The sequence below is a fragment of the Fundidesulfovibrio magnetotacticus genome (genome assembly GCF_013019105.1).
Taxonomy (GTDB): domain Bacteria; phylum Desulfobacterota; class Desulfovibrionia; order Desulfovibrionales; family Desulfovibrionaceae; genus Fundidesulfovibrio; species Fundidesulfovibrio magnetotacticus.
Genome location: NZ_BLTE01000010.1, coordinates 109,651 through 130,558, shown reverse-complemented (window position 1 = coordinate 130,558; position 20,908 = coordinate 109,651). Strand labels below are relative to the sequence as shown.

Annotated in this window: 22 protein-coding genes and 1 riboswitch; of the genes, 15 read left to right on the top strand and 7 right to left on the bottom strand. The window is 67.7% G+C overall.

The annotated features are described in order from the left end of the window. The first annotated feature begins 239 nt into the window (after positions 1–239). Entirely contained in the window at positions 240–1,262 is a 1,023-nt protein-coding gene (locus NNJEOMEG_RS11900; protein WP_173084699.1) for an electron transfer flavoprotein subunit alpha/FixB family protein, read from the top strand. Between the two features lie 128 nt (positions 1,263–1,390). On the opposite strand, the gene yihA is transcribed toward NNJEOMEG_RS11900, so the two are convergent. Next, positions 1,391–2,023 (bottom strand): ribosome biogenesis GTP-binding protein YihA/YsxC, encoded by a 633-nt coding sequence (gene yihA, locus NNJEOMEG_RS11895; protein ID WP_173084697.1) that lies wholly within the window; start codon positions 2,021–2,023, stop codon positions 1,391–1,393. A gap of 75 nt (positions 2,024–2,098) precedes the next feature. Between yihA and NNJEOMEG_RS11890 the strand changes: the two genes are divergently transcribed. The 7 genes from NNJEOMEG_RS11890 to pgm all read left to right on the top strand — a co-directional run bounded on the left by NNJEOMEG_RS11890 (position 2,099) and on the right by pgm (position 9,309). Continuing rightward, on the top strand, positions 2,099–2,566 hold the full coding sequence (locus tag NNJEOMEG_RS11890; protein ID WP_173084695.1) for a type II 3-dehydroquinate dehydratase: 468 nt from the start codon (positions 2,099–2,101) through the stop codon (positions 2,564–2,566). Between the two features lie 16 nt (positions 2,567–2,582). Next, the gene (gene efp / locus NNJEOMEG_RS11885) at positions 2,583–3,140 is read left to right on the top strand and encodes an elongation factor P (RefSeq protein WP_173084693.1); all 558 of its coding nucleotides are present in this window, start codon (positions 2,583–2,585) and stop codon (positions 3,138–3,140) included. Positions 3,141–3,206: 66 nt separating this feature from the next. Continuing rightward, the gene (locus NNJEOMEG_RS11880) at positions 3,207–5,435 is read left to right on the top strand and encodes a DNA translocase FtsK (protein WP_173084691.1); all 2,229 of its coding nucleotides are present in this window, start codon (positions 3,207–3,209) and stop codon (positions 5,433–5,435) included. Positions 5,436–5,439: 4 nt separating this feature from the next. Continuing rightward, a complete protein-coding gene (locus NNJEOMEG_RS11875) occupies positions 5,440–6,477 on the top strand; it encodes a hypothetical protein (protein ID WP_173084689.1) in 1,038 nt (345 codons plus the stop codon). Positions 6,478–6,486: 9 nt separating this feature from the next. Next, the gene (gene lolA / locus NNJEOMEG_RS11870; RefSeq protein WP_173084687.1) at positions 6,487–7,152 is read left to right on the top strand and encodes an outer membrane lipoprotein periplasmic chaperone LolA; all 666 of its coding nucleotides are present in this window, start codon (positions 6,487–6,489) and stop codon (positions 7,150–7,152) included. A gap of 23 nt (positions 7,153–7,175) precedes the next feature. Further along, the gene (locus NNJEOMEG_RS11865; protein ID WP_173084685.1) at positions 7,176–7,649 is read left to right on the top strand and encodes a hypothetical protein; all 474 of its coding nucleotides are present in this window, start codon (positions 7,176–7,178) and stop codon (positions 7,647–7,649) included. A 10-nt stretch (positions 7,650–7,659) separates the two neighbouring features. Next, the gene (gene pgm / locus NNJEOMEG_RS11860) at positions 7,660–9,309 is read left to right on the top strand and encodes a phosphoglucomutase (alpha-D-glucose-1,6-bisphosphate-dependent) (protein ID WP_173084683.1); all 1,650 of its coding nucleotides are present in this window, start codon (positions 7,660–7,662) and stop codon (positions 9,307–9,309) included. Positions 9,310–9,496: 187 nt separating this feature from the next. On the opposite strand, the gene NNJEOMEG_RS11855 is transcribed toward pgm, so the two are convergent. Then, positions 9,497–9,895: a bacteriohemerythrin gene (locus NNJEOMEG_RS11855; RefSeq protein WP_173084681.1), complete on the bottom strand. Its 399-nt coding sequence runs from the start codon at positions 9,893–9,895 to the stop codon at positions 9,497–9,499. Between the two features lie 197 nt (positions 9,896–10,092). On the opposite strand from NNJEOMEG_RS11855, the gene NNJEOMEG_RS11850 reads away from it, so the two are divergent. Beyond that, positions 10,093–10,500: a hypothetical protein gene (locus tag NNJEOMEG_RS11850; protein WP_173084679.1), complete on the top strand. Its 408-nt coding sequence runs from the start codon at positions 10,093–10,095 to the stop codon at positions 10,498–10,500. Positions 10,501–10,582: 82 nt separating this feature from the next. Here NNJEOMEG_RS11850 and NNJEOMEG_RS11845 read toward each other — a convergent pair whose 3' ends face one another. Next, positions 10,583–11,062, bottom strand: a complete 480-nt coding sequence (locus NNJEOMEG_RS11845; protein WP_173084677.1) for a GNAT family N-acetyltransferase — start codon at positions 11,060–11,062, stop codon at positions 10,583–10,585. A 110-nt stretch (positions 11,063–11,172) separates the two neighbouring features. Here NNJEOMEG_RS11845 and NNJEOMEG_RS11840 point away from each other — a divergent pair, with 110 nt between their 5' ends. After that, positions 11,173–12,780 carry an MBL fold metallo-hydrolase RNA specificity domain-containing protein gene (locus NNJEOMEG_RS11840; RefSeq protein WP_173084675.1) on the top strand — a complete coding sequence of 536 codons (1,608 nt, stop codon included), beginning with the start codon at positions 11,173–11,175 and terminating at the stop codon, positions 12,778–12,780. Between the two features lie 459 nt (positions 12,781–13,239). On the opposite strand, the gene infA is transcribed toward NNJEOMEG_RS11840, so the two are convergent. Both infA and NNJEOMEG_RS11830 read right to left on the bottom strand, forming a co-directional pair. After that, entirely contained in the window at positions 13,240–13,458 is a 219-nt protein-coding gene (gene infA / locus NNJEOMEG_RS11835) for a translation initiation factor IF-1 (protein ID WP_027190819.1), read from the bottom strand. A gap of 40 nt (positions 13,459–13,498) precedes the next feature. After that, a complete protein-coding gene (locus tag NNJEOMEG_RS11830) occupies positions 13,499–14,599 on the bottom strand; it encodes a two-component system sensor histidine kinase NtrB (RefSeq protein ID WP_173084673.1) in 1,101 nt (366 codons plus the stop codon). Positions 14,600–14,747: 148 nt separating this feature from the next. On the opposite strand from NNJEOMEG_RS11830, the gene NNJEOMEG_RS11825 reads away from it, so the two are divergent. Continuing rightward, positions 14,748–15,947: an aminopeptidase gene (locus NNJEOMEG_RS11825; RefSeq protein ID WP_173084672.1), complete on the top strand. Its 1,200-nt coding sequence runs from the start codon at positions 14,748–14,750 to the stop codon at positions 15,945–15,947. A gap of 194 nt (positions 15,948–16,141) precedes the next feature. Here the strand turns inward: NNJEOMEG_RS11825 and NNJEOMEG_RS11820 are convergent, their stop codons facing one another. Further along, complete coding sequence (locus tag NNJEOMEG_RS11820; protein WP_173084670.1) at positions 16,142–17,377, bottom strand: HD-GYP domain-containing protein; 1,236 nt, start codon at positions 17,375–17,377, stop codon at positions 16,142–16,144. A gap of 19 nt (positions 17,378–17,396) precedes the next feature. After that, a complete protein-coding gene (locus NNJEOMEG_RS11815) occupies positions 17,397–18,014 on the bottom strand; it encodes a hypothetical protein (protein ID WP_173084668.1) in 618 nt (205 codons plus the stop codon). 332 nt (positions 18,015–18,346) lie between these two features. Here NNJEOMEG_RS11815 and NNJEOMEG_RS11810 point away from each other — a divergent pair, with 332 nt between their 5' ends. From NNJEOMEG_RS11810 to cbpA, 4 genes are all read left to right on the top strand, one after another. After that, positions 18,347–19,339, top strand: coding sequence for a hypothetical protein (locus tag NNJEOMEG_RS11810; RefSeq protein ID WP_173084666.1), 993 nt, complete (start codon positions 18,347–18,349; stop codon positions 19,337–19,339). 68 nt (positions 19,340–19,407) lie between these two features. Beyond that, on the top strand, positions 19,408–19,896 hold the full coding sequence (locus NNJEOMEG_RS11805) for a MamS/MamX family magnetosome protein (RefSeq protein WP_235956940.1): 489 nt from the start codon (positions 19,408–19,410) through the stop codon (positions 19,894–19,896). Beyond that, the gene (locus NNJEOMEG_RS11800) at positions 19,886–20,512 is read left to right on the top strand and encodes a TapB family protein (RefSeq protein WP_173084664.1); all 627 of its coding nucleotides are present in this window, start codon (positions 19,886–19,888) and stop codon (positions 20,510–20,512) included. Before NNJEOMEG_RS11805 ends, NNJEOMEG_RS11800 begins: the two co-directional genes overlap by 11 nt. Before the next feature lie 61 nt (positions 20,513–20,573). Beyond that, positions 20,574–20,703: riboswitch (cobalamin riboswitch) on the top strand. Between the two features lie 101 nt (positions 20,704–20,804). Continuing rightward, on the top strand, positions 20,805–20,906 hold the full coding sequence (gene cbpA, locus NNJEOMEG_RS11795) for a modified peptide precursor CbpA (RefSeq protein WP_173084662.1): 102 nt from the start codon (positions 20,805–20,807) through the stop codon (positions 20,904–20,906). Positions 20,907–20,908: the final 2 nt, after the last annotated feature.

Sequence of the window (20,908 nt, the reverse complement as noted above, 5' to 3'; positions counted from 1 at the left end):
TGACGTAAGAGAAGCCTCCGGCGGCCAAAGGGCTACGCCCTCTGGACTCCCTTTCCGCTTCGCGCCGGTTCCCGGACCGCCGGGCGGTCCGGGAACCGACGCGAAGCAATTGCGGGTCCAGGGGGATCATCCCCCTGGCGGGCGAGTCCAGAGAGGGCAGCGCCCTCTCTGGCCGCCGGAGGCCTGACAACGACCACACTGGCAACCCGGGCCGGACGCCCGGACCGCCGGAGGACATCATGGACAAGGTTCTTCTCATCGCCCCCGTCGAGTGCGACGGCTCTTTGGGCAAGGCTTCGCTGGAGGCCCTGACGGCCGCCAGGGATCTCGCGGGCCAGCTGGGCGCGCCGTTGTGCGTGGGCCTGGTGGGCGCGGACGTGCAGGCCGCGGCCGATTCCGTGGCCGGATGCGGGGCCGCCGAATTCTACGGTGTGGCCGGGGCCGAATACGCCCAGCCGCGCTACGCCACCGACGCGGCGGCCTTCGCCGCGCTGTGCAAGGCCTCCGGGGCCACGGTGGCGGTGGGCGCTGCCACCTCGCGGGTGAGCCGCGCGCTGCCCGGCGTGGCCGCCCGCCTGGGCGGCGTGTGCGACACGGGCGTCACGGCCCTGTCCGTGCAGGACGGCAAGCCCGTGGCCACCCGCTGGTACTACCGCCAGCGCATGTACGCCGAGATCGCTCGTCCCGCGCGTCCTTGGTTCGTCGCCCTTTCCACGGGGTGCTTCGCGCCCTGCGAGGCCGCTCCCGGCAAGGCCCAGGTGGCTGCGGCCGCTCCGGAGCTTCCCGCCGGCGTGCGCTCCAAGGTGACGGGCATGATCTGCCCCTCCGCCGAGGAGCAGACCATCCGCCCCGACGCGGCGCTGCTCTTCGTGGCCGGCGCGGGCTGGACCAAGAAGCAGGCCGACGGCCAGGCGCACCTCACCGAGGCCGAGCAGCTTATCCTGGGGTTCCTGGGCAAGGCGCAGGCCTCGCTGGGCACGTCCAAATCCCTGGTGGACCTCTCAGGCGAGGGCCAGCAGGTGATGAGCTTCCTCACGCACATGCACCAGGTGGGGCAGACCGGGGCCACGCCGCGCCACGCCAAGGGGCTGGCCACGTGCTGCCACGGCGAGGAGCCCCACACCGTGGGCTGGCGCTTCATCGGCGAGCGCCGCGCGGTGAACCTGGACGCCTCGTGCGGCTGGGCCCAGGGCAAGGCCGACGTGCTTTACGTGGCCGACGCCTTCGAGGTGATGCGCAAGGTGCTGGAGCTGATGCCGTAGATCGAAACGCGCCCGGCCCGCCGTCTTGCGGACGGCGAGCCGGGATTTGATCGGGGCGGTGCGGGGGCCTGGGCGTATTCCGGGTCCGCTCGGGCCGCGCCGGGTCCGGTGGGGGCAGGGCAGGGGAGCTAGGCGTCTTGCGCAGTCTCCTGGCGCTGCGCGGGGGCCGCGCTTTCGGTATCGGCCAAGCCGACGGCCTGGTCGAAGAGACGCCAGAGTTCCTCGAAGCCCATGCCGCTCACCGAGGAGAAGAGCACCGGGGCCTGTCCGCCCAGGAGCGCCGCCCAGCGGGCCTTCTGGGCCTGGCGGTCGCGCTGGGTGCACTTGTCGGCCTTGGTGAGCACGCCGAGCACGGGCACTCCCTCGGCGCGCAGCCATCCCACCATGTCCAGGTCGGACTGCTGGGGCGGCAGGCGGCAGTCGATGAGCACCGCCACGCCCTGGAGGCGTTCGTTGCCGGTGAGGTATCTCTCGATGAGCTTGGCCCAGCGGGCGCGCTCCTCCTTGGAGCGCCGGGCGTAGCCGTAGCCGGGCAGGTCCACTAGGTAGTAGCCCGAGGGGTCCACCCGGTAGAGGTTGATGGACTGGGTCTTGCCGGGTGTGGAGCTGGTCTTGGCCAGCTGCTTGCGCCCGGCAAGGCGGTTCAGGAGGCTCGACTTGCCCACGTTGGAGCGCCCGGCCAGGGCGATCTGCGGGGCCTCGGGCACGGTCAGGTCGTTCTGGCCGTAGATGGTCTTTTCTAGGTGCAACGTCTTGCGCATGGTTCGGGATTCCGTCACGAACGATTTTGGAGCGCCAAGCATACAGCGATCGCACGCGAAAGCAAGGTGGGGAACATGACCAACTGCCGGATACTGGTCGTCAACGGCCCGAACCTGGGCAACCTGGGCGTGCGCGAGCCCGAGATCTACGGATCACTGGGCATGGACGCGCTGCCGGGCATGGTGGAATCCGTGCTGGGCCAGAAGGCGTCGCGCATCGAGCTTTCCCACTACCAGGGCAACGGCGAGGGGCAGATCATCGACCGCCTGGAGGCCGCCCGCAAGGACGGCGTGGACGGCCTGGCCCTCAACGCCGGGGCCTACACCCACACGAGCCTGGCCCTGGCCGACTGCCTGGCCTGGATCGGCGTGCCCAGCGTGGAGGTGCATCTTTCCAACATCTTCGGGCGCACCGACCAGCCTCTGCGCCAGCAGAGCCTCATCGGCCGCAACTGCATCGGGGTGATTGCAGGTTTCGGCATGATGAGCTATGCCCTCGCGGTTTGCGCCTTGTGGCAACACTGGCTCAAAAAGAACAGCTGACATCCAAGGAGACACGATGCTTTCCACCACCGATTTCCGCCGCGGCCTCAAGATCGAGCTGGACGGCGTTCCCTACGAAATCGTCGACTTCCAGCACGTCAAGCCCGGCAAGGGCGGGGCCTTCGTGCGCACCAAGCTGCGCAACATGCTCAACGGGCGCACGGTGGAGAACACCTTCCGCTCCGGCGAGAAGATGGAGAAGCCCGACATGGAAACCCGCTCCATGCAGTACCTCTACAAGGATTCCTCGGGCTTCGTGTTCATGGACATGGAGAACTACGAGCAGTTCTCCGTGGAGGAGAGCGCCCTGGGCCAGAAGGGCGGCTTCCTGGTGGACGGCATGGAGCTGACCATGCTCATGTACCGTGGCAAGGCCCTGGACCTGGACCTGCCCGCCTCAGTGGTGCTGGAAGTGACGCACACCGAGCCCGGCGTGAAGGGCGACACCGTGAGCGGCGCCACCAAGCCCGCCACGCTCTCCACGGGCGTCACGCTCAACGTGCCGCTCTTCGTCAACGAGGGCGAGAAGATCAAGGTGGACACCCGCTCCGGGGAATACCTGGGCCGCGTGTAGTGCGTTCGCGCGCGAATTAGACTAGAAGGGCCGTGAAGCGTGGGCTTCACGGCCCTTGGCGCTCCCATGGAAGAACAAACCACGCAAGACCCCTCGCCCGAAGGCAAAAAAATCCTGACCGAACTGGCCGGGGTCTGCTGGCTGTTCGTGGCCGCCCTGCTGGGGCTCGCCCTGGCCACCCACCACCCGCTGGACCCCACGCTCAACCAGACGCGCATCGCGGGCCGCGAGATCGCCAACCTGGCGGGCTTCCTCGGCGCCTACCTCTCGGGGCTCCTGGTGGACCTCTTCGGGCTGGCCGGCTGGTTCCTGCCCGCCCTGGCCGCCTATTCCGGGCTTGCGCGCCTCTTCCCGCTCATGGGCATCACCCGCACCCACTGGTCCGGGCTCTTCGGAATCTTCCTGGTGGTGCTCGTCTCCCTGGGGTCGGACTGGCCCGGCCCGGGGCTCTCCATCAACCACGTCAAGGGCGGGGGCTGGTTCGGCAGCGCCCTCTACGGCCTGGGCGCGAGGCTTTTGAGCCCGGTGGGCACCTATCTGGCCGTCACCTTCCTGGCCGTGGCCAGCGTGCAGCTCTTCCTGGGCGTCTCCTGGCAGGAGATGTTCCTCAAGGCGAAGGATTTCCTGGCCGGTATATGGGACGTGGCCGGGCCGACCGTCCGGCGGTTCCTCTTCGGCCCGGGAAAAGAGGAGCGCGAGGACGAGGACCACGCAGCCGCGCCCGCGGTCCATGAAGCCCACGATCCCGACGAGGAGCTGGTGGTCACGCCCAAGGCGCAGGCCTCCCGCACCGCCCGGCCCAAGGCCAGGCCGCTCTTGCGCAAGACGCCCACGCCCGCCCCGCGTCCGGACGGACTGCCCTCGCTCGATCTCCTCTCCAAGCCCCCGGCCCAGGCCGTGGGGCCCGGCGACGACGTGCTGCGCGCCCAGGCCGCGAGCCTCGTCACCTGCCTGGCCGACTTCGGCATCCAGGGCGAGGTGGTGCGCGTGGTGCCCGGCCCCGTGGTGACCATGTTCGAGATCAGGCCCGCGCCGGGCGTGAAGGTCAGCCGCATCGCCGGGCTCTCCAACGACATCGCCCTGGCCATGAAGGCCATGGCCGTGCGCATCGAGGCCCCCATCCCCGGGCGCGACACCGTGGGCGTGGAAATACCCAACGCCCGACGCCAGACCGTCTACCTGCGCGACATCCTGGAATCGGAGGCCTTCACGGGCCAGCCCTCCCGCCTGACGCTCTCCGTGGGCAAGGACATCCAGGGCAAGCCCTTCACCGCCGATCTGGCGCGCATGCCCCATCTTCTGGTGGCTGGCGCGACGGGTTCGGGCAAGAGCGTGTGCATCAACGGCATCCTGCTCTCCATCCTCTACAAGGCCCAGCCCGACGAGGTGAAGCTCCTGCTCATCGACCCCAAGCGCATCGAGCTGGCCATGTACCAGGACCTGCCCCATCTGGTGCACCCCGTGGTCACGGACATGGCCCTGGCCAAGTCCGCGCTGGACTGGTGCGTGGCCGAGATGGACCGCCGCTACGAAGCCATGGCCCAGATGGGCGTGCGCAACATCGACGGCTTCAACGAGAAGGTCGCCAAGCTCGCCGCCAACCCCGGCCCGGACGTGGAAGTGGTGGACCCGCTGCCCTATCTGGTGCTGATCATCGACGAACTGGCCGACCTGATGATGACCGCCGCCAAGGAGGTGGAAATCTCCATCGTGCGCCTGGCCCAGTTGGCGCGCGCGGCGGGCATCCACCTGATCCTGGCCACACAGCGCCCCAGCGTGGACGTGGTCACCGGGCTCATCAAGGCCAACTTCCCCACGCGCATCGCCTTCCAGGTGACCAGCCGCCACGACGCGCGCACCATCCTGGACACCGTGGGCGCGGAGCACCTGCTGGGCAAGGGTGACATGCTCTTCAAGCCCAGCGGGGCCAAGATGGTGCGTATGCACGGGGCCTTCGTCTCCGACGAGGAGAGCGCCCGCGTGGTGCAATACTGGAAGGAGCGCCAGGCCCCCAGCTACCTCATGGACCTGGCAAGCTGGAAGGAGGAGGCCTCGGCCGAGGGCGTGGCCATAGGCGGCGGCGACGACGGCAGCGACTCCCTCTCGGACCCCGTCTATCCCCAAGCCCTGGAATTCGTGATGGAGCAGGGCAAGGCCTCCATTTCGCTCATCCAGCGCCGCTTCCGCATCGGCTTCAACCGTGCGGCCCGATTCATCGAACAGATGGAGCGCGACGGCCTGCTGGGACCGGCCGACGGCAGCAAGCCGCGCGTCGTGCTCAAGGGCAGGGAATGACCCCATGCGCATCCTCACCGACTCCGACTTGGCCCGCGCGGCCCTGGAATCGTTCAAGTCCCACTTGAAGAAAGACTGCGTGCCCCTCACCGCCCAGGTGCGCGTGGGCACTGGCTGGCGCAGGCTGGAGGTGGCGTGGAACCCCGGCCTGGGCCTGTGGACCGCCTGGCGCTCCACCAAGGCTCGCGAGACGCTTTTCCTGGGCTTGGGCGACCCCGCGTACCCGGCCCGGCTCACCCCCTGCGCCGAGATCGGCTTCCGCGCCGGGGGCATCGATCCCCGGGAGGCGGGCTTCTTCGTGCGCTTCGGCGGCGACGCCCTGGTGGCCTGCCGCCTGCGCGAGCGCGGCAACGGAGAATCCCTGGCCGCCTTTCTGGAACGGCACGGCCACGGTCCCACCGTTCACGAACTGGAAGAGCCGGGCTCCGCGCCGGGCGCATCCGGCCAACAGCAGGATAGCCCCGGGGCGGGCTCCTTCAAGGCTTTCATCCTGTGCAGCGCGGCGAGCCCCGACGCGGGCTTCCACCTGCGCCGCCTGGCAGGGGCCCTTCACGACCACGAGCGCTGGAACGCGCTGGGCCTGGGCGATGCGGGCTCGCGGATCGCCTTCGGCCCGCGCGCCCTGGCCTCCGCCTGCGTGGAGGGCGCACAGGCCCAGCCCCTGCGCGAGGCCGTAGCCCGCAGCCTCCGCGAACAGCTCCAGAAGTTCGTGGACGCCCGCAAGCTGCGCTGCAAGCTGGGCTCCGCCCCCGGCTGCGACATCGTGCTGGCCTCGGGCGAGGGCGCGGTGCAGGCCGTGTTCCAGGTGCGCGATTCCCTGGCCCCCGCGGCCCTGGAGAGCGCCATCGGGGAGCTCATCCTCTCGCGCCACACCCTGCGCGCCGCCAAGTGCCTGGCCGTGCCCGGCCCCCTTGGCCCCTATTTCACCCAGGTGCTCTTCCGCCACGACATCCACGTGGTCCCCTACACCCTCACGCCGGAACTGGCCGCCGTCCTCGACGTGGAGGCCGTGTTCCAGGCCATCCGGCACACCGGTTTCTGAGAGGTCCCCATGACGCTTCGCGTGTTGTGCGCCCTGTGCGCGCTCCTGTGCTCCGCCAACGCCCTGGCCGCCGACGTGGCCGGGCTCCCCGACAAGGTCCAGAAGCAGTACCAGTCCGTCACGTCCTTTTCCGCCGACTTCACCCAGGTGCTCGTCAACGCCGCCAGCAAGGAGCGCGAAACGCGCACCGGAAAGCTCGTCTTCTCCCAGCCCGCCCTGATCCGCTGGGAGACCGAGCGCCCCGAGAAGGAGCTGCTCATCGTGGGCAAGGACGCCGCCTGGAACGTCTTCCCAGGGGAAAAGACCGCCTACCGTTACGCCGTTGAAGACATCCTGGGCTCCAAGACCATGCTGCGCTTCCTCTCCGGCAAGGGCAACCTGCGCGAGGACTTCCACGTCTCCCAGGAGCCCGAGGCCCCCCAGGGCCAGGCACAGCTCAAGCTCGTGCCCCGCGAGGCCGAACCAGGGCTCGTGCTGGCCCACGCCTGGGTGGACTTGAAGACCAACATGCTCGCCCGCATCGTCATCGAGGACTTCTACGGGAACTTGAACGACGTCACCCTGGAAAACCTCAAGACCAACCCCGCCGTGCCCAAGGACTTTTTCCAGTACGCCCCTCCCAAGGACTTCACCATCCTGGACAATGCGGGTATGCAGGACAAGCCGAAACCATAGCGCCCCGAAAGGTGATCCCAACCATGAAATGCCCCCTGAAAGTCAATTCCAGCGTGCTCGGCGTCGAGCTGGACTTCGAAGCCACCGACTACGGCTACGCCGTGGAACTCGTCGTCACCATCGACGGCAAGCCGGTGTTCAACCCCGCCCTGCACGTCACCGACGACTACTCCATCTCGCGCATGAACCTCTACGCCGACGCGGTGAAGTACACCCTCGACGGCCTGGAGGCCCTGAACACCGACTTCGGCGCGGCCCGCATCGACCTGGTGGACCCCGACGGCTCCGTGGTATTCAACCGCTATTTCGAGAAGCCCAACACCGTCTACGTGGACATCGAATTCGACGTCTGCTGCTTCTCGGACTCCCACTGCTTCTCCTCCGAGGCCATCGGCGTGAAGACCGACATGACCTTCGAGGACTACCGAGACTTCGTGAAGCAATTCGCCCAGTGCCTGGACAAGTTCCACGCCCCGGCCGACTACAAGCATCAGTAAAGGAGCTCCCATGGCCGTCCATCCCCTGGCCGGAAAGCCCGCGCCCCGTTCGCTCCTGGTCGACGTTCCCAAGCTCGTGAGCGCCTACTACACGCTCCAGCCCGACCCGGCCGAGAAGGCGCAGGCCGTCTCCTTCGGCACCTCCGGACACCGGGGGTCCTCCCTGGACGCCACCTTCAACCAGAACCACATCTGGGCCACCACCCAGGCCATCTGCGACTACCGCAAGGCCAAGGGCATCACCGGGCCCCTGTTCATCGGCATGGACACCCACGCCCTCTCGGCCCCGGCCATGGTCTCGGCCCTGGAGGTCCTGGCCGCCAACGGCGTGGAGACCCGCATGAACTGGGAGGGCTACACCCCCACCCCCGTGATCTCCCACGCCATCCTCTGCTACAATCGGGGGCGCTCCCAGGGGCTGGCCGACGGCGTGGTCATCACGCCCTCCCACAACCCCCCGCGCGACGGCGGCTTCAAGTACAACCCGCCCTCCGGCGGGCCGGCCGACACCGACGTGACCAAGGCCGTGCAGGACCTGGCCAACGCCTACCTGGCCGCCGGGCTCTCGGGCGTCAAACGCGTGCTCTTCGAGAAGGCCCTCAAGGCCCCCAACGTCCAGGCGTACGACTTCGTCACCCCCTACGTGGAAGACCTCCAGAACGTGGTGGACATGGAAGCCATCGCCAAGAGCGGCCTGCGCATCGGCGTGGACCCCCTGGGCGGTTCCGGCGTGGCTTTCTGGGAGCCCATCGCCGCGCGCTACGGCCTGAACCTGGAAGTCACCGACCCCACCGTGGACCCCACCTTCGGCTTCATGACCGTGGACCGCGACGGCAAGATCCGCATGGACTGCTCCTCGCCCTACGCCATGGCCCGGCTCATCGGCCACAAGGACACCTACGCCGTGGCCTTCGGCAACGACCCCGACTACGACCGCCACGGCATCGTCACCCCCACCGGCGGGCTCATGAACCCCAACCACTACCTGGCCACGGCCATAGGCTACCTCTTCCGCAGCCGACCCGGCTGGCCCGCACGCGCCGCCGTGGGCAAGACCCTCGTCTCCAGCGCCATGATCGACCGCGTGGCCAAGGACCTGGGACGCGATCTTGCCGAGGTGCCGGTGGGCTTCAAATGGTTCGTGGAGGGCCTGCTCTCCGGGGCCTTCGGCTTCGGAGGCGAGGAGTCCGCCGGGGCATCTTTCCTGCGCAAGGACGGCCAGGCCTGGACCACCGACAAGGACGGCTTCATCATGGACCTCCTTGCCGCCGAGATCACCGCCGTCACCGGCAAGGACCCCGCCGTCCACTATCGCGAGCTCACGGCCCGCTTCGGAGACCCGGTCTACGAACGCGTGGACGCGCCCCTCTCCGATGCCGGAAAGGCCGCCTTCGCCAAGCTCACCCCCGAGAACGTCCGCGCCGACTCCCTGGCGGGCGAGCCGATCCTGGCCAAGCTCACCAAGGCCCCGTCCAACGGGGCGTCCATCGGCGGGCTCAAGGTCACCGCCGAAAACGGCTGGTTCGCCGCCCGGCCCTCCGGCACGGAGCCCGTCTACAAGATCTACGCCGAGAGCTTCAAGGGAACCGAGCACCTGCGAGCCATCCAGGCCGAAGCGAAGGCCATGCTCGACGAGGCCTTCCAGGCGGCCGGCGCGTAGGGGGGAAGAGGGGACGCCCGGGGCTGCGGCAAGGTGCGGCAGGGCGGCCGGGGCAAGAGCCCCCGGCGGCCAGGGCTTCGCCTCCTGAAGAACCTGGGACGCTGTGCCCCCTGCTGCAGGGCTCTGCCCTGGCCGCCGGAGGCCTCTCCTCCAGCCGAGTCGACGATCTTGCTGAAGGGCGCGCGGGTCAGCTTTTGCGGGCGAGTTCCCGCACATGGAGTCCGATCTTGGCGTCCACTTCACCGACGTGCCGGGCGATCCACTCGCGCAGGAAGTCCACGGTTTCCTGGACGGTTTCGGGGGAGTCGGCCCCTTCCAGGAGCCAGAACTGCCTGCCGGTGAATTCCCGGTGTTGCAGGATGTGGCTGGGAAGGCCAGGATAGCCCGTGCGCTCCATGAAGCGTTCCTCGGTGCGGAAGTGTTCTTCGGCGTAGGCGTGCATGAAGCGGAGCATCTCGGCCAGTTCGGCGGCTCCCGCGCCGTCTGCGGCCGCCTGGGAGAAAACGTTGTAGCGGCGCACCAGTTCGCGGTGCTGCGCGTCGATCTCCTCGACGCCGGTGCACAGGGAGTCGTTCCATTCGATCATAGGACATCCGTTGTGGACAGCATGGGGGGGATGGTTGATTCTATCCCCGGTTTCAGTTGAATTCAAGCACACGCGGCAAGGAGCCACCCATGGGCGACACGAGGCAACCGTCTGAATCCGGGATCGCGAGCCGTCCAGGGCGCATTCTCCTCTGCTTTGCGATCTGCCTTGCTCTGGCGGGGTGCGGCGATCCGGGCGTGGAGCTGGTGCAAGGCGGCGTCACGCCTTTGGACCCGGCCGTGCCGGTGGGCCAGGCCATGCGCGTGGGCCCGGTGTTCAAGGAGGTGACGTGGGAGCAGTACGTGGACGCCCAGGGCGTCACGCGGGTGCTCTCCACGGGCGAATACCGCATGGACCTGCCGGAGGCGCGCCTGTGCCCGGCGGCGGGGGAAGACGGGCAGGTGAAGGCCGCCCGCGCCTTTCTGCGGGTGAAGTTCACGGTGGACCTGACGGCGAAGACGTTCGCCTTCACGGGGGCGGAGTTCCTGGTCTATTCGGCCAAGGGGTGGAGCGCCAGCCATCCGGCCGGGCTCACGGCGTTCGAGGACGTGCTGGCGGGCGGATCGGGCCTGGATTGCGGGGTGCTCTACGCCCCGGGGTCCTGACAACCTGTTGAACAACCCTCGCTGGTTGCGTTGCAGCGAGTTTTTTGAACAGGCTGCAAGAATCGACCTTGTCGACAGGCAGCTAAGTGGTCAGGTCCAGCTCCAGGTAGCGCACGCCCTCGTGGGGGTTGGCGCAGTAGGGGGGGATGTCCCTGAAGCCAAGGGACTCGTAGAGGGCGATGGCCCGGCCCATGGAGGGCAGGGTGTCCAGGCGCATGACGCGGTATCCGGCGGCACGCGCGGCGGCGACCACGGCCCGGGCCAGGGCGCGGCCCAGGCCCGTGCCCTGGGCCTGGGGGCGCACGAAGAGGCGCTTCATTTCGCAGACGCCGGGCTGGTCGAGGGGGCGCATGGCCACGCAGCCCACGGGGCCTTGAGCGTCCCGGGCCAGGAGAATCTCGCCGTGCGGGGGGGCGTAGCGGCCGGGCAGGGTGGCCAGTTCGGTCTCGAAATTCTGGAAGCAGAGAGAGATGCCCAGGCTCTGCTGGTAGTCGCGGAAGAGGGCGCGGACGGCTTCGGTGTCCTGGGGGGCCGCAGGGACGATGCCCGGAAGGGTGCTCATGACGTGATGCTCCGTGGCGGGTTCCCGGCGCGCCTTGGAATCCGCGTCGTCTTGGTGTAGGCTGCGATCCCCGCGTTGTAACGCGCAACCGCAACCTGCCGAGGGCACTGATGAAAGTCAAGTTTCTGGGTGCGGCCAAGACCGTCACCGGGTCGTGCTACGTGTTGGAGACGGGCGGCATCCGATTTGCCGTGGACTGCGGCCTGCACCAGGGCAACCGCGAGATCGAGTCCCGCAACCAGGACGTGACGGCCTACCAGCCGCGCAAGATCGACTTCTTCCTGCTCACCCACGCCCACATGGACCACTCGGGCCTGCTGCCGCGCATGGTGCGCCACGGCTTCTCCGGCAAGGTGTACGTGACCACGGCCACCCGCGACCTGCTCTGGATCATGCTCCAGGACTCGGCCCACATCCAGGAGATGGAGGCCGAGTGGGCCAACCGCAAGAACGCCCGGCGTGGCGGCAAGCCGGTGGAGCCCCTCTACACCCAGGCCGACGCGGCGGCCGTGATGCCCATGATGCAGGTGATCGAATACAATCAGGAGTTCGAGCCGGCCCCGGGCTTGAAGGTGATCTACCGCGACGCGGGGCACATCCTGGGCTCGGCCTTCATCGAAATCTGGGTGACGGAGAACGGGGCCACCAGCAAGATGGTCTTCTCGGGCGACCTGGGCCGTCAGGACCAGCTCCTCGTGCGCGACCCCAGCCACGTGGAGGACGCCAACTACCTTTTCCTGGAATCCACCTACGGCGACCGCGACCACAAGGACCTGGGCTCCAGCCTGGACGAAATGGCCGAAGCCATCTCGTTCTCCTATGCCCACGGCGAGAAGGTGATCATCCCAGCCTTCGCGGTGGAGCGCACCCAGGAGGTGCTCTATTCGCTGCACATGCTCTCCAAGGCAGGCAAGTTGCCCCGGGACATGCCCGTCTACGTGGACAGCCCCCTAGCCATCCGGGCCACGGAGGTTTTTCGAAAGCATCCCGAGTACATGGAGGCCGAGGTCAAGGCGCTCATCGAAGCGGGGGAAGATCCTTTCAGCCTTCCGAACCTCAAGTTCACGCTCACGGCGGACGAATCGCGCAATATCAACACCACCGACGGCCCGGCCGTCGTGATCTCGGCCAGCGGCATGTGCAACGCGGGGCGCGTGAAGCACCACCTGCGCCACAACCTGTGGCGCAAGGGAGCCAGCGTGGTCTTCGTGGGCTACCAGGGCCAGGGCACCCCGGGCCGCAAGATCGTGGACGGCGCCAAGACCGTCAAGCTGCTGGGCGAGGACGTGCAGGTGGCCGCCAGAATCTGGACCATCGGCGGCTTCTCGGCCCACGCGGGCCAGAGCCAGATCCTGGGATGGCTCAACCACTTCAAGCCCAACGGCATGGAAGTCTTCCTGGTCCACGGCGAAAACGGGGCCATCAACACCCTGGCCGGGCTCATCCGGGAGCGCTTCGGATTCACGGTGCGCACCCCGGAATACCTGGAGGAGTGCACCCTCAAGCCCGGGGCCGAGACGGCCATGGTGCTGCACACCGAGCGCGCCATGCCCCGGGTGGACTGGAACTTCATCCTCACCGACACGGAATCCAAGTTCACGATGCTCAAGCAGCGCCTGGACAAGGCCGCCGAGCGGCCCTGGGTGGAGCAGGTGGAGTTGCGCGACAGGCTTCTGGAAGTGAACAAGGACCTCATGGAGATGATCTCCCAGATGTAGGCCTTCACAGCAGGACCGGCCGGTCCCCACAGGGGCGGCCGGGACCTCGCGGGTCATTCCGGGCGGGGACGTGGGAGCCGCGCCGCCGGTCGGGCGGGCTCCCGGGCCTGCCCCTGCGCGGGACGGACCTGCGGTGCCGCCGCGCGCCAGACGGCGCGGAGGGCTTCCAGCGGTTTCCGGTTTGCCGCGCGGCCGTGTCGCCATCGGATGAGGGTCGCACGGGACGGGGTCCCTGGGGGCACGAACAGCTGGAGGACGCTGAGGATTTTCCGAAGCGCGCGGCATGTTCCCGACGCCGGAGAGAGCTCTTCTGGGAACGGGCGAGGGGGCGCAAGGCGCCGGGCGTTCCTGCCCTGACGGGCGTGGCAGGCCGGACGGCGGAAGCTGCGGGACGGCGTGGGCTGCGAAGGATCCCCGGGACGGGGCGCGCGGCCAGGCGGAAAGCCTCCGGAAGGAGGCCTATTTCATGCGGTAGGTGATGCGGCCCCGGGAGAGATCGTAGGGCGAAAGTTCGACCTTGACCTTGTCGCCGGGCAGAATGCGGATGTAGAATTTGCGCATCTTGCCGGAAATGTGCGCCAGGACCTCGTGCCCGTTCTCCAGTTCCACGCGGAACATGGCGTTGGGCAGGGCTTCCTGGACGGTTCCGTCCACTTCGATGGCGTCTTCCTTGGGCATGGGCTGCCTCCTCCGGTGATGTGAAGCAGCGTTTATTAGACTATTTTTCCGCGCCCTTCAAGACGCTGCCTGCCGGGAAACGCAGGATGGCCATGGTTCCTCCGCCGGGAATCCTGCGAATCGCCACGTCTCCCCCCATCTCCCGCATCCAGCGCCTTGCCTTGGGCAGGCCCATGCCCACGCCCACGGCCTTGGTGGTGAAGAAGGGGTCGAACAGAAAGGGCAGGATCGATGCGTCGATGCCCGGCCCCTGGTCGGTGACCACGATGCCCGGGCCGTCGGCGTCGAGTTCCGGCACAACGCGCACAGCGCCCCCCGCCGGGATGCAGGCCTCCACGGCGTTGCGCAGCACCTCCGCCAGGGCGTCGCGGACCCGTCGGGGGTCCAGTTGGACGCAGGGCCAGTGCGGCGCGCACTCCACGCGCACGCCGCCCGGCAGGGGCTCCACGGCGCGCAGGGCCTCCCTGGCCAGGCCGCCCAGGTCCGAGGCGACGCGCTCCAGCGGTCGCGAGGCGGTGTAGCAGGTGACGGCCCGCACGATTTCCTCCAGGCGTCCGGCCCCGTCCAGGATGGCGCGCAGGGCCTCCGTGCAGTACTCGTCCAGACGGCCCTTGCGTTCCAGGATGCGCGCGAAGCCGGCGATGCTCATGAGCGGGTTGCGCATCTGGTGGGCAAGGGCCATGGATAGCTGGTCCAACGAGGCGATGCGTTCGCGCTGGAGCCGGGCCTGCTCCTCGAGCATGTCCTTTTCGCGCCGGTGCATTTCGTAGATGGGCGTCACGTCGGTCAGCTGGGCCACGATGCCGAAAACCTTGCCGTATTCCACCAGACGGGAGAGCGTAAGCGTGACGTGGCGAGGCCCCAGCGCGGGATGGTCGAAGGTGGTCTGGATGCCCGGACCGGGTTCGCCCCCGTCGCGGATACGTTCGAAAAGGGCCAGGGCCTCGTCCTTCTCCCGGACGCCGGGAAGCACGTGCTCGCGAAAGCTCCCGGCCAGCAGGTCCTCGCGATCGAGCCCGAGCATGGCTCCTGCCGTCTCGTTGGCGGCGTACACGTCGCCCCGGACGTTGAGGATCAACACCCCTGAGTGGAAGCTCTCCAGAAGCGCGGCCAGATAGGTGGACTGGATGAAGGGCAGCATCGCCAGAGAGTGTCCGCCCCTGATGTGACGGCCCCGTGACGAAACCAGCGCCGCCCGCGCGGCGCGGGTTCCCGCCCCGCTTTACATTGCGGGCTCTTTTGGGCAAACGGCTTGCACGCCGACAACCCCATTCTTGGAGCCATCCGCCGTGCTGACCGCCAAACTCCTGGACAAATACGCCGACGTCCTGATCTGGGGCCTGGACACCTCCCGCACCACCCCCTACCAGCCCGGGGACAACGTGCTCGTGCAGTACGACCTGGCCGGGCTCAAGCTGGCCGAGACCCTTTTCGCCAAACTGGTGGACAGGGGCCTCAACGTGGTGCCGCGCATGGTCTTCACCTCGCGCATGGAACTGGATTTCTACTCCCGGGGCAATGACCCGCAGCTGAGCTTCATCGCACCCGGCACCAGGGAGCTCTACGAGAACCTGCACGGCTCAGTGTACATCATCGCGCCCGACAGCCTCACCCACCTCTCCGGCGTGGACCCAAAGCGCATCGCCCAGACCGCCATCGCCCGCAAGCCCTACCGCGACATCCTCACCCGCCGCGAGGAGGCCGGGCAGTTCGGCTGGACGCTCTGCGTGCACCCCACCGCGGAATACGCGCGCTGCGCCGGGCTCACCAAGAAGGAGTTCACCGAACAGGTGATCAAGGCCTGCCACCTGCGCGCCGCCGACCCCGTGGCCGAATGGCGGCGCATCCACAAGGACGCCACGACCATCAAGGAATGGATCAACGCCCTGGACGTGGAGGCCTACCACGTGGAGTCCGCCAACGTGGACCTCACCGTCACCCCCGGACTCAAGCGCCGGTTCATCGGCATCTCGGGGCACAACATCCCCAGCTTCGAGCTGTTCCTCTCGCCGGACTGGCGCGGCACCGAGGGCGTCTACTTCGCCGACCAGCCCTCCTACCGCAACGGCAACCTCGTGCGCGGCGTGCGCCTGGAGTTCCGCGAGGGCATGGTAACGGACGTGAAGGCGGAGGAAGGCGAGGAGTTCGTGAAAAAGCAGGTGGCCATGGACGCCGGGGCCTCCAGGCTGGGCGAATTCTCCCTGACCGACCGCCGCTTCTCCCGCATCGACCGCTTCATGGCCAACACCCTCTTCGACGAGAACTTCGGCGGCGAGCACGGCAACTGCCACGTGGCCCTGGGAAGCTCCTACTCCGACACCTACGACGGAGACCCCGCCGAACTCACCGAGGCCCGCAAGGCCGAACTGGGCTTCAACGACTCGGCCCTCCACTGGGACCTGGTGAACACCGAACCCAAGCGCGTGACGGCGCGTCTGCGCGGCGGCGGCATCAAGGTGGTCTACGAGAACGGCCAGTTCGCCTGCTAGCGACCTGTCGAAGTATCCCCCCGCTGCGCCGCTGGGAATTGCCCGGCCCTCACGGAGAGAAACTCCGCAAGGGACTCGGCCTTTTCCCCGCGACGCAGGGCATGCACGAAACGCCCGGCCCTCGCCGGGCGTTTCGCGTCTCCCGGGCCGGGAGCAGCCGGGGATGACCAGGGCCGCACTGGACGGACAGAGCGTCAGAAGAGAAAGCCGGCCGGGTCCATGCCCAGCACGGACATGTCCAGGGGGGCTTCGATGACCACAGCATCGCCCAGGGCCTTGACCTGCGGCGAGGCGAGGTCCAGCACGAGGTGGGGCCTGGGACGCATGCGGGCGTCCAGGATGATCTTCACCGTGGGAAGCAGGGGGCTCTCGGGGTTGGAACCGCAGACAAGGGCCACCGAGCCGTCGCGCAGGCGCACGGGGCTGCCAACCGGATAGATGCCCAGGCATTTGATGAACGATTCCAACAGTTCGCGCGAGAAGTCCTTGTCGCGCATGGCGAACAGGATGCGCATGGCCGTGTTGGGCTGTATGGCGCCCCGGTAGGGCCGGTTGCTGGTCATGGCGTCGTAGGAGTCCACGAGCCCGACGACCTGCGCCGCGCGCTCCAGTCTGTCTCCGGCCAGGCCCCGGGGATAGCCCGCGCCGTTGAACTTCTCGTGGTGGTCCCGGATGGCCGCCAACACCTTTGGGGACCCGAGCCCCTGGCTTTCCAGGATGTCCGCCCCCTCGCCCGGGTGGGACTTGATAACGGCGAACTCCTCCGGGGTGAGACGCCCGGGCTTGTCCAGGATGGCGTCCGGGATACGGGTTTTGCCCAGGTCGTGGAAGAGGCCGGCCTCTCCCAGCCCGCGCAGCGCGTCCTTGTCCAGGCCCAGGTACTGCCCGAACACAACCGCCAGGACCGAGACGTTGAGGGAGTGTGTGTAGGAATAGGCGTCGTTGCGGCGCAAGTTCGCCAGGCTCACCAGCGCGTCGGGGTTTCCGGCCACGGTATCGATCACCTTTTCCACAAGGCGCGCGGGGGCCTCGCGGTCCAGGGGCTTGCCCAGGCGCGCGGCCCGCATGAAGGCGCTGATCACACCGACGGATTCATCCTGGAGCGCCCGGGCCCGGGCGTAATCGTCCCGGCCCGGCAGCGGCCGGGACGACGGGGACATGCCGGAACGGCGAGGGGGCGCGGGCGTGCGTTCCTCCCGGATGAAGGTCTCGCGGTAGCCTTCGGCCAGCAGGGCCTCCACCTGCCTCCGGGAGTCCACGGGCCCCGCCGCGGAATAGAGGAAGGGGTGTTCCGTCCAGGAAAGCCCGGTATCCACCACGGTCATGCCCGGGCGCAACTCGGCCACGGCGATCTTGCGGATGCGCTCGGGGCTCCCTGCGCTGGGGGAGAGTTCTGCGGCGCACGGGGCGCTGCGGCGTGGGCTGGCCATTGTGTCATGCATCCAGTGGTCAGGCTCCGGGACAGACGGAACGGCCCGGAAGTTCGGCCAGGGCGGCGTCCAGCTGGCTGAGCAGCATGTCCAGTCGCAGGCCCTGGAAGCCCTTGGCGCAGCCGCCCCGGACGTTGCGACGCTGCATGTCGTCGCACCACTTGGTGAGGCAGGCGTTGCCGTACTTGCGGGCGTCCACGAAGTCCAGGGCCATTTCCTCGGGGTGTGGCGCTCCGTCCAAGGCCAGGCTCAGGCCCAGGCAGATGCGGCCCTCGTGGTAACGCACGCGTTTCACTTCGTAGCCGGCCATGAACGCCAGGGGCCAGGAGTTGGTCTCGGCCGGGTCGTGAAGTTTGAAGTAGACCAGGGCCAAGGGCAGGCGCTCACGGAGGGCCGCAAGTTGCGACGGGGCCGAGGCGGCGAAGGAGAGCCCGAGGCCACCGGCAGAGATGTTGTCGATGCAGGGGTAGGGCGGCCTCCCAAGGGTGAACACCGGGGAACCGAGATCTCTCAGGTGGATGCGGCGCAGCCCCAGGCAGCGGCCGAACCAGACCGCCAGCTCAATGACGAAGTCCCGGGCCACCTCGACGCGGTGGGCGCTCCTGAGATCCGGGGGACAGGACGGCACTGAAGGCATGGACGACGGCTCGGCCGGTGTTGCCTGGATGCGCCGCAACATGATGGAACCTCCTGATGAGAGGTTGTAATCCCGGACCACGCAAGCGTTCTGCCGATCCACCACTGCCAAGCCAGCCCCGGGCGGGAGCGGAGGCTCTGGCCGCCTCGCGTGCGGGGTTCCGGCAGCCAGCGGCGGATTGTTTTTCCCCCATGCACTCGCTCCCGTGTTGGCCGCACAATCGGAGGCAGGGCCCGATTTGGCAATGGCCCTTTTTTGGTTTATTATATGGTAAAAAAGGGGTTACAAATCGACGCACCGGCGTGATACGACGCGACCCCGGAGGCGCTACCGTGACGAAAGCCCAGGAACCGTTGACCGCATCGCCCGGAAGGCCCCGCAAGGGACGCCTGGCCCGCGCCGGAGACAAACTGCGCATGGCCTTCATGCTCCTTGGCAAAACCTGGGGCAGCAACACCGCCGCCCCCAACCACCTCTTCAACATGAAGCGCTGGGGGCAGTGCGGCCTTCCCAAAAGCATCAAGACCGTAAAGGAAGACATCCGCGCCGGAGTCTCCTTCGACAGGGTGTCCAGGTATGCGGCGCTCCTGAACGTCACGCCCTCCATGCTCACGGACGACGCCCTGGCCCCCACGGACCCGGCCTTCGTCTCCGCCGTGGTCGCGGCCAAGCCGGACCAGGCGCCACCGACGATCATGCTCCAGAACATCTTCGGCGGGACGGTCAACGAGCAATTCCTGGACTACAACCGCCCCGAATACGTGAACGCCCTCTTCGAACTGTTGAAAGGCTTCTACGTGGTCTACCTGGCCAAGGTGCCCTTCGATGTGGGCGTGAACAAGATGGCGCTGGCCATCCACACGGCCGACCCCTACTGCCTGCGCCTGGACGCGCGCTTCTACCTGGAGACGGAGCCCAATTCCCTGCACGGGGAGCTTCACTGCTGGGGCGCGTTCCTCTACGGCAACTTCCACCTTACGGAAATGCAGTCCTTCGCCGTGGCCATGCTGCCCGAGCCGCTGCGCAACCCGCTCATCGCCTCGCGCAAACCCTTCCACATGTCGGGCAAATACCTCTTCGGGTCCGAGGCCTTCGGGCGCGAGCCGCTCTTCGCCCTGCTGCACATGGAGCGCCGCGCCGCGCTCCCCGGGGCGGACTGGGCCGGGGCCTTCGAGGACTTCTGTCGCGAGAACATCTCCTACCAGTTCCTCTTCCCGGGCGACCCGGAGCACGACTACGCCCTGGCGCGCCTGCGCGGGACGGGCGAAACCGGACTGGGGCAGGACGCGGCGGCCCCCCCCGGGCGCGCACCCCAAAGCGCATGACGACGACTTTACACGGGAGCCCTCGCGCATTAGCTAACAAGAATCGTCACATCATTCCGGAGGAATCCATGGCATCGTTCGTCCGTTTCGCCGTCCTTCCTTTCCTCGCTGTTTTCTGCCTCTTCGCGCCCGTCCTGGCCGCCGACAACATCAAGGGCTGGGAGCGCGGAGGGGCCTACGACAAGGCCTACGACCCCAAGGAGGCAGACTCCTTCAAGGGCCGCGTGGAAGACATCCTGGAAATCGTCCCCCTGCCGGGCATGGACAAGGGCGTGGCCCTCGTGGTGCGCGACAAGAAGGACAACAAGACCGAAACCGTGCACCTTGGCCCCAAGTCCTTCGTGGACCTGGAGTCCATCGGGCTGCGCAAGGGCGACTCCGTGAAGGTCACGGGCGTCTGGGCCAGCATCGGCGGCAAGGAGGTGGTGATGGCCTCCAAGGTGAAAAAGGACGAGAAGCTCCAGCTCAAGGTGCGCCGCACCAAGGACGGTATGCCCTGGTGGAGCATGAGCGCCGATGAGCTGGCCAAGGAAAGGAAGTCCGCCGATGACGACTAACGCCCCATCCGTCCGGCCTCTCAGCGTTCTGCTGCTCCTGGTTCTGGCCCTGTCCCTTGCGGGATGCGCCTCGCGCCATACCGAGGTGGCCCCGCTGCCCGCCGCCCAGGCCCCCCAGTGGAAAACCGGCGACTGGTGGCGCTTCTCCGCCAAGACCAGGAGCCCCTACGCCCTGGCCGAGCGCATGGAGGTGCGTTCCGTGGGCGACGAGATCGTCCTGACCGGCGACGGCGACCAGGCCCGCAAGGCCGTGCTCGGGCGCGACCTCTCCGTCAGGAGCTCCAACGGTTCGCTGCTGGCCTACTCCGTGGATTCGGGAACCGACGCCTACATCTTCTTCCCCCTGGCCGTGGGCCAGACCCGGACCTTCACCCAGAACGCAAGCACGGCCAAGGGCAGCGCAAGCTACACCAACACCGTCACCGTGGAGGCCTCCGAAGAGGTCACCACCCCGGCCGGGACCTTCAAGACCTTCCGCATCAAAGTGCAGAAGAGGAACACCACCGGCTGGAGCGGAACCTACACCCTCTGGTACTCCCCCGAGGTGGCCTATTTCGTGCGCATCACCGACACCCACGGCCACAACGCCGTGCTCCAGGAATTCGGCAGGAAGTAGCCCGAGGTTTGACCTTCGGACCGCGAGAGGGTATCAACCCTCTGTTTGCGTTCGACATCTCGGAACACGGTGCGAATCCGTGGCGAACCCGTCGCTGTAACCGGGGACGCGGGAGGACATGGCGAAAGCCGGTCACTGGGGGTTTCCCCGGGAAGGCCGTCCCCGCGCGGAGGATCCGGAAGCCAGAAGACCTGTCGAAACGCCGCCCCATCGGAACCTGAAGGCAAAGGGTTCCGGCAGGTTCTTCCTGCCGGAACCTTTTTTTTGTCGCAACCCCAGCCACGGAGGAAGCATGAAAGGCAAACACAAGAAGGACGTGATCGCCGTCCGCAAGTCCTGCAAGGCCGACGGCGTCGGCCTGTCCCACTACATCCTCATGGACCCCAAGAAGTAGCG

Excerpts from the sequence above, each read along its gene's own strand:
- NNJEOMEG_RS11900 (WP_173084699.1), top strand. The coding sequence starts at position 240 with ATGGACAAGGTTCTTCTCATCGCCCCCGTCGAGTGCGACGGCTCTTTG.
- yihA (WP_173084697.1), bottom strand. The coding sequence starts at position 2,023 with ATGCGCAAGACGTTGCACCTAGAAAAGACCATCTACGGCCAGAACGAC.
- NNJEOMEG_RS11890 (WP_173084695.1), top strand. The coding sequence starts at position 2,099 with ATGACCAACTGCCGGATACTGGTCGTCAACGGCCCGAACCTGGGCAAC.
- efp (WP_173084693.1), top strand. The coding sequence starts at position 2,583 with ATGCTTTCCACCACCGATTTCCGCCGCGGCCTCAAGATCGAGCTGGAC.
- NNJEOMEG_RS11880 (WP_173084691.1), top strand. The coding sequence starts at position 3,207 with ATGGAAGAACAAACCACGCAAGACCCCTCGCCCGAAGGCAAAAAAATC.
- NNJEOMEG_RS11875 (WP_173084689.1), top strand. The coding sequence starts at position 5,440 with ATGCGCATCCTCACCGACTCCGACTTGGCCCGCGCGGCCCTGGAATCG.
- lolA (WP_173084687.1), top strand. The coding sequence starts at position 6,487 with ATGACGCTTCGCGTGTTGTGCGCCCTGTGCGCGCTCCTGTGCTCCGCC.
- NNJEOMEG_RS11865 (WP_173084685.1), top strand. The coding sequence starts at position 7,176 with ATGAAATGCCCCCTGAAAGTCAATTCCAGCGTGCTCGGCGTCGAGCTG.
- pgm (WP_173084683.1), top strand. The coding sequence starts at position 7,660 with ATGGCCGTCCATCCCCTGGCCGGAAAGCCCGCGCCCCGTTCGCTCCTG.
- NNJEOMEG_RS11855 (WP_173084681.1), bottom strand. The coding sequence starts at position 9,895 with ATGATCGAATGGAACGACTCCCTGTGCACCGGCGTCGAGGAGATCGAC.
- NNJEOMEG_RS11845 (WP_173084677.1), bottom strand. The coding sequence starts at position 11,062 with ATGAGCACCCTTCCGGGCATCGTCCCTGCGGCCCCCCAGGACACCGAA.
- NNJEOMEG_RS11840 (WP_173084675.1), top strand. The coding sequence starts at position 11,173 with ATGAAAGTCAAGTTTCTGGGTGCGGCCAAGACCGTCACCGGGTCGTGC.
- infA (WP_027190819.1), bottom strand. The coding sequence starts at position 13,458 with ATGCCCAAGGAAGACGCCATCGAAGTGGACGGAACCGTCCAGGAAGCC.
- NNJEOMEG_RS11830 (WP_173084673.1), bottom strand. The coding sequence starts at position 14,599 with ATGCTGCCCTTCATCCAGTCCACCTATCTGGCCGCGCTTCTGGAGAGC.
- NNJEOMEG_RS11820 (WP_173084670.1), bottom strand. The coding sequence starts at position 17,377 with ATGGCCAGCCCACGCCGCAGCGCCCCGTGCGCCGCAGAACTCTCCCCC.
- NNJEOMEG_RS11815 (WP_173084668.1), bottom strand. The coding sequence starts at position 18,014 with ATGCCTTCAGTGCCGTCCTGTCCCCCGGATCTCAGGAGCGCCCACCGC.
- NNJEOMEG_RS11805 (WP_235956940.1), top strand. The coding sequence starts at position 19,408 with ATGGCATCGTTCGTCCGTTTCGCCGTCCTTCCTTTCCTCGCTGTTTTC.
- NNJEOMEG_RS11800 (WP_173084664.1), top strand. The coding sequence starts at position 19,886 with ATGACGACTAACGCCCCATCCGTCCGGCCTCTCAGCGTTCTGCTGCTC.
- cbpA (WP_173084662.1), top strand. The coding sequence starts at position 20,805 with ATGAAAGGCAAACACAAGAAGGACGTGATCGCCGTCCGCAAGTCCTGC.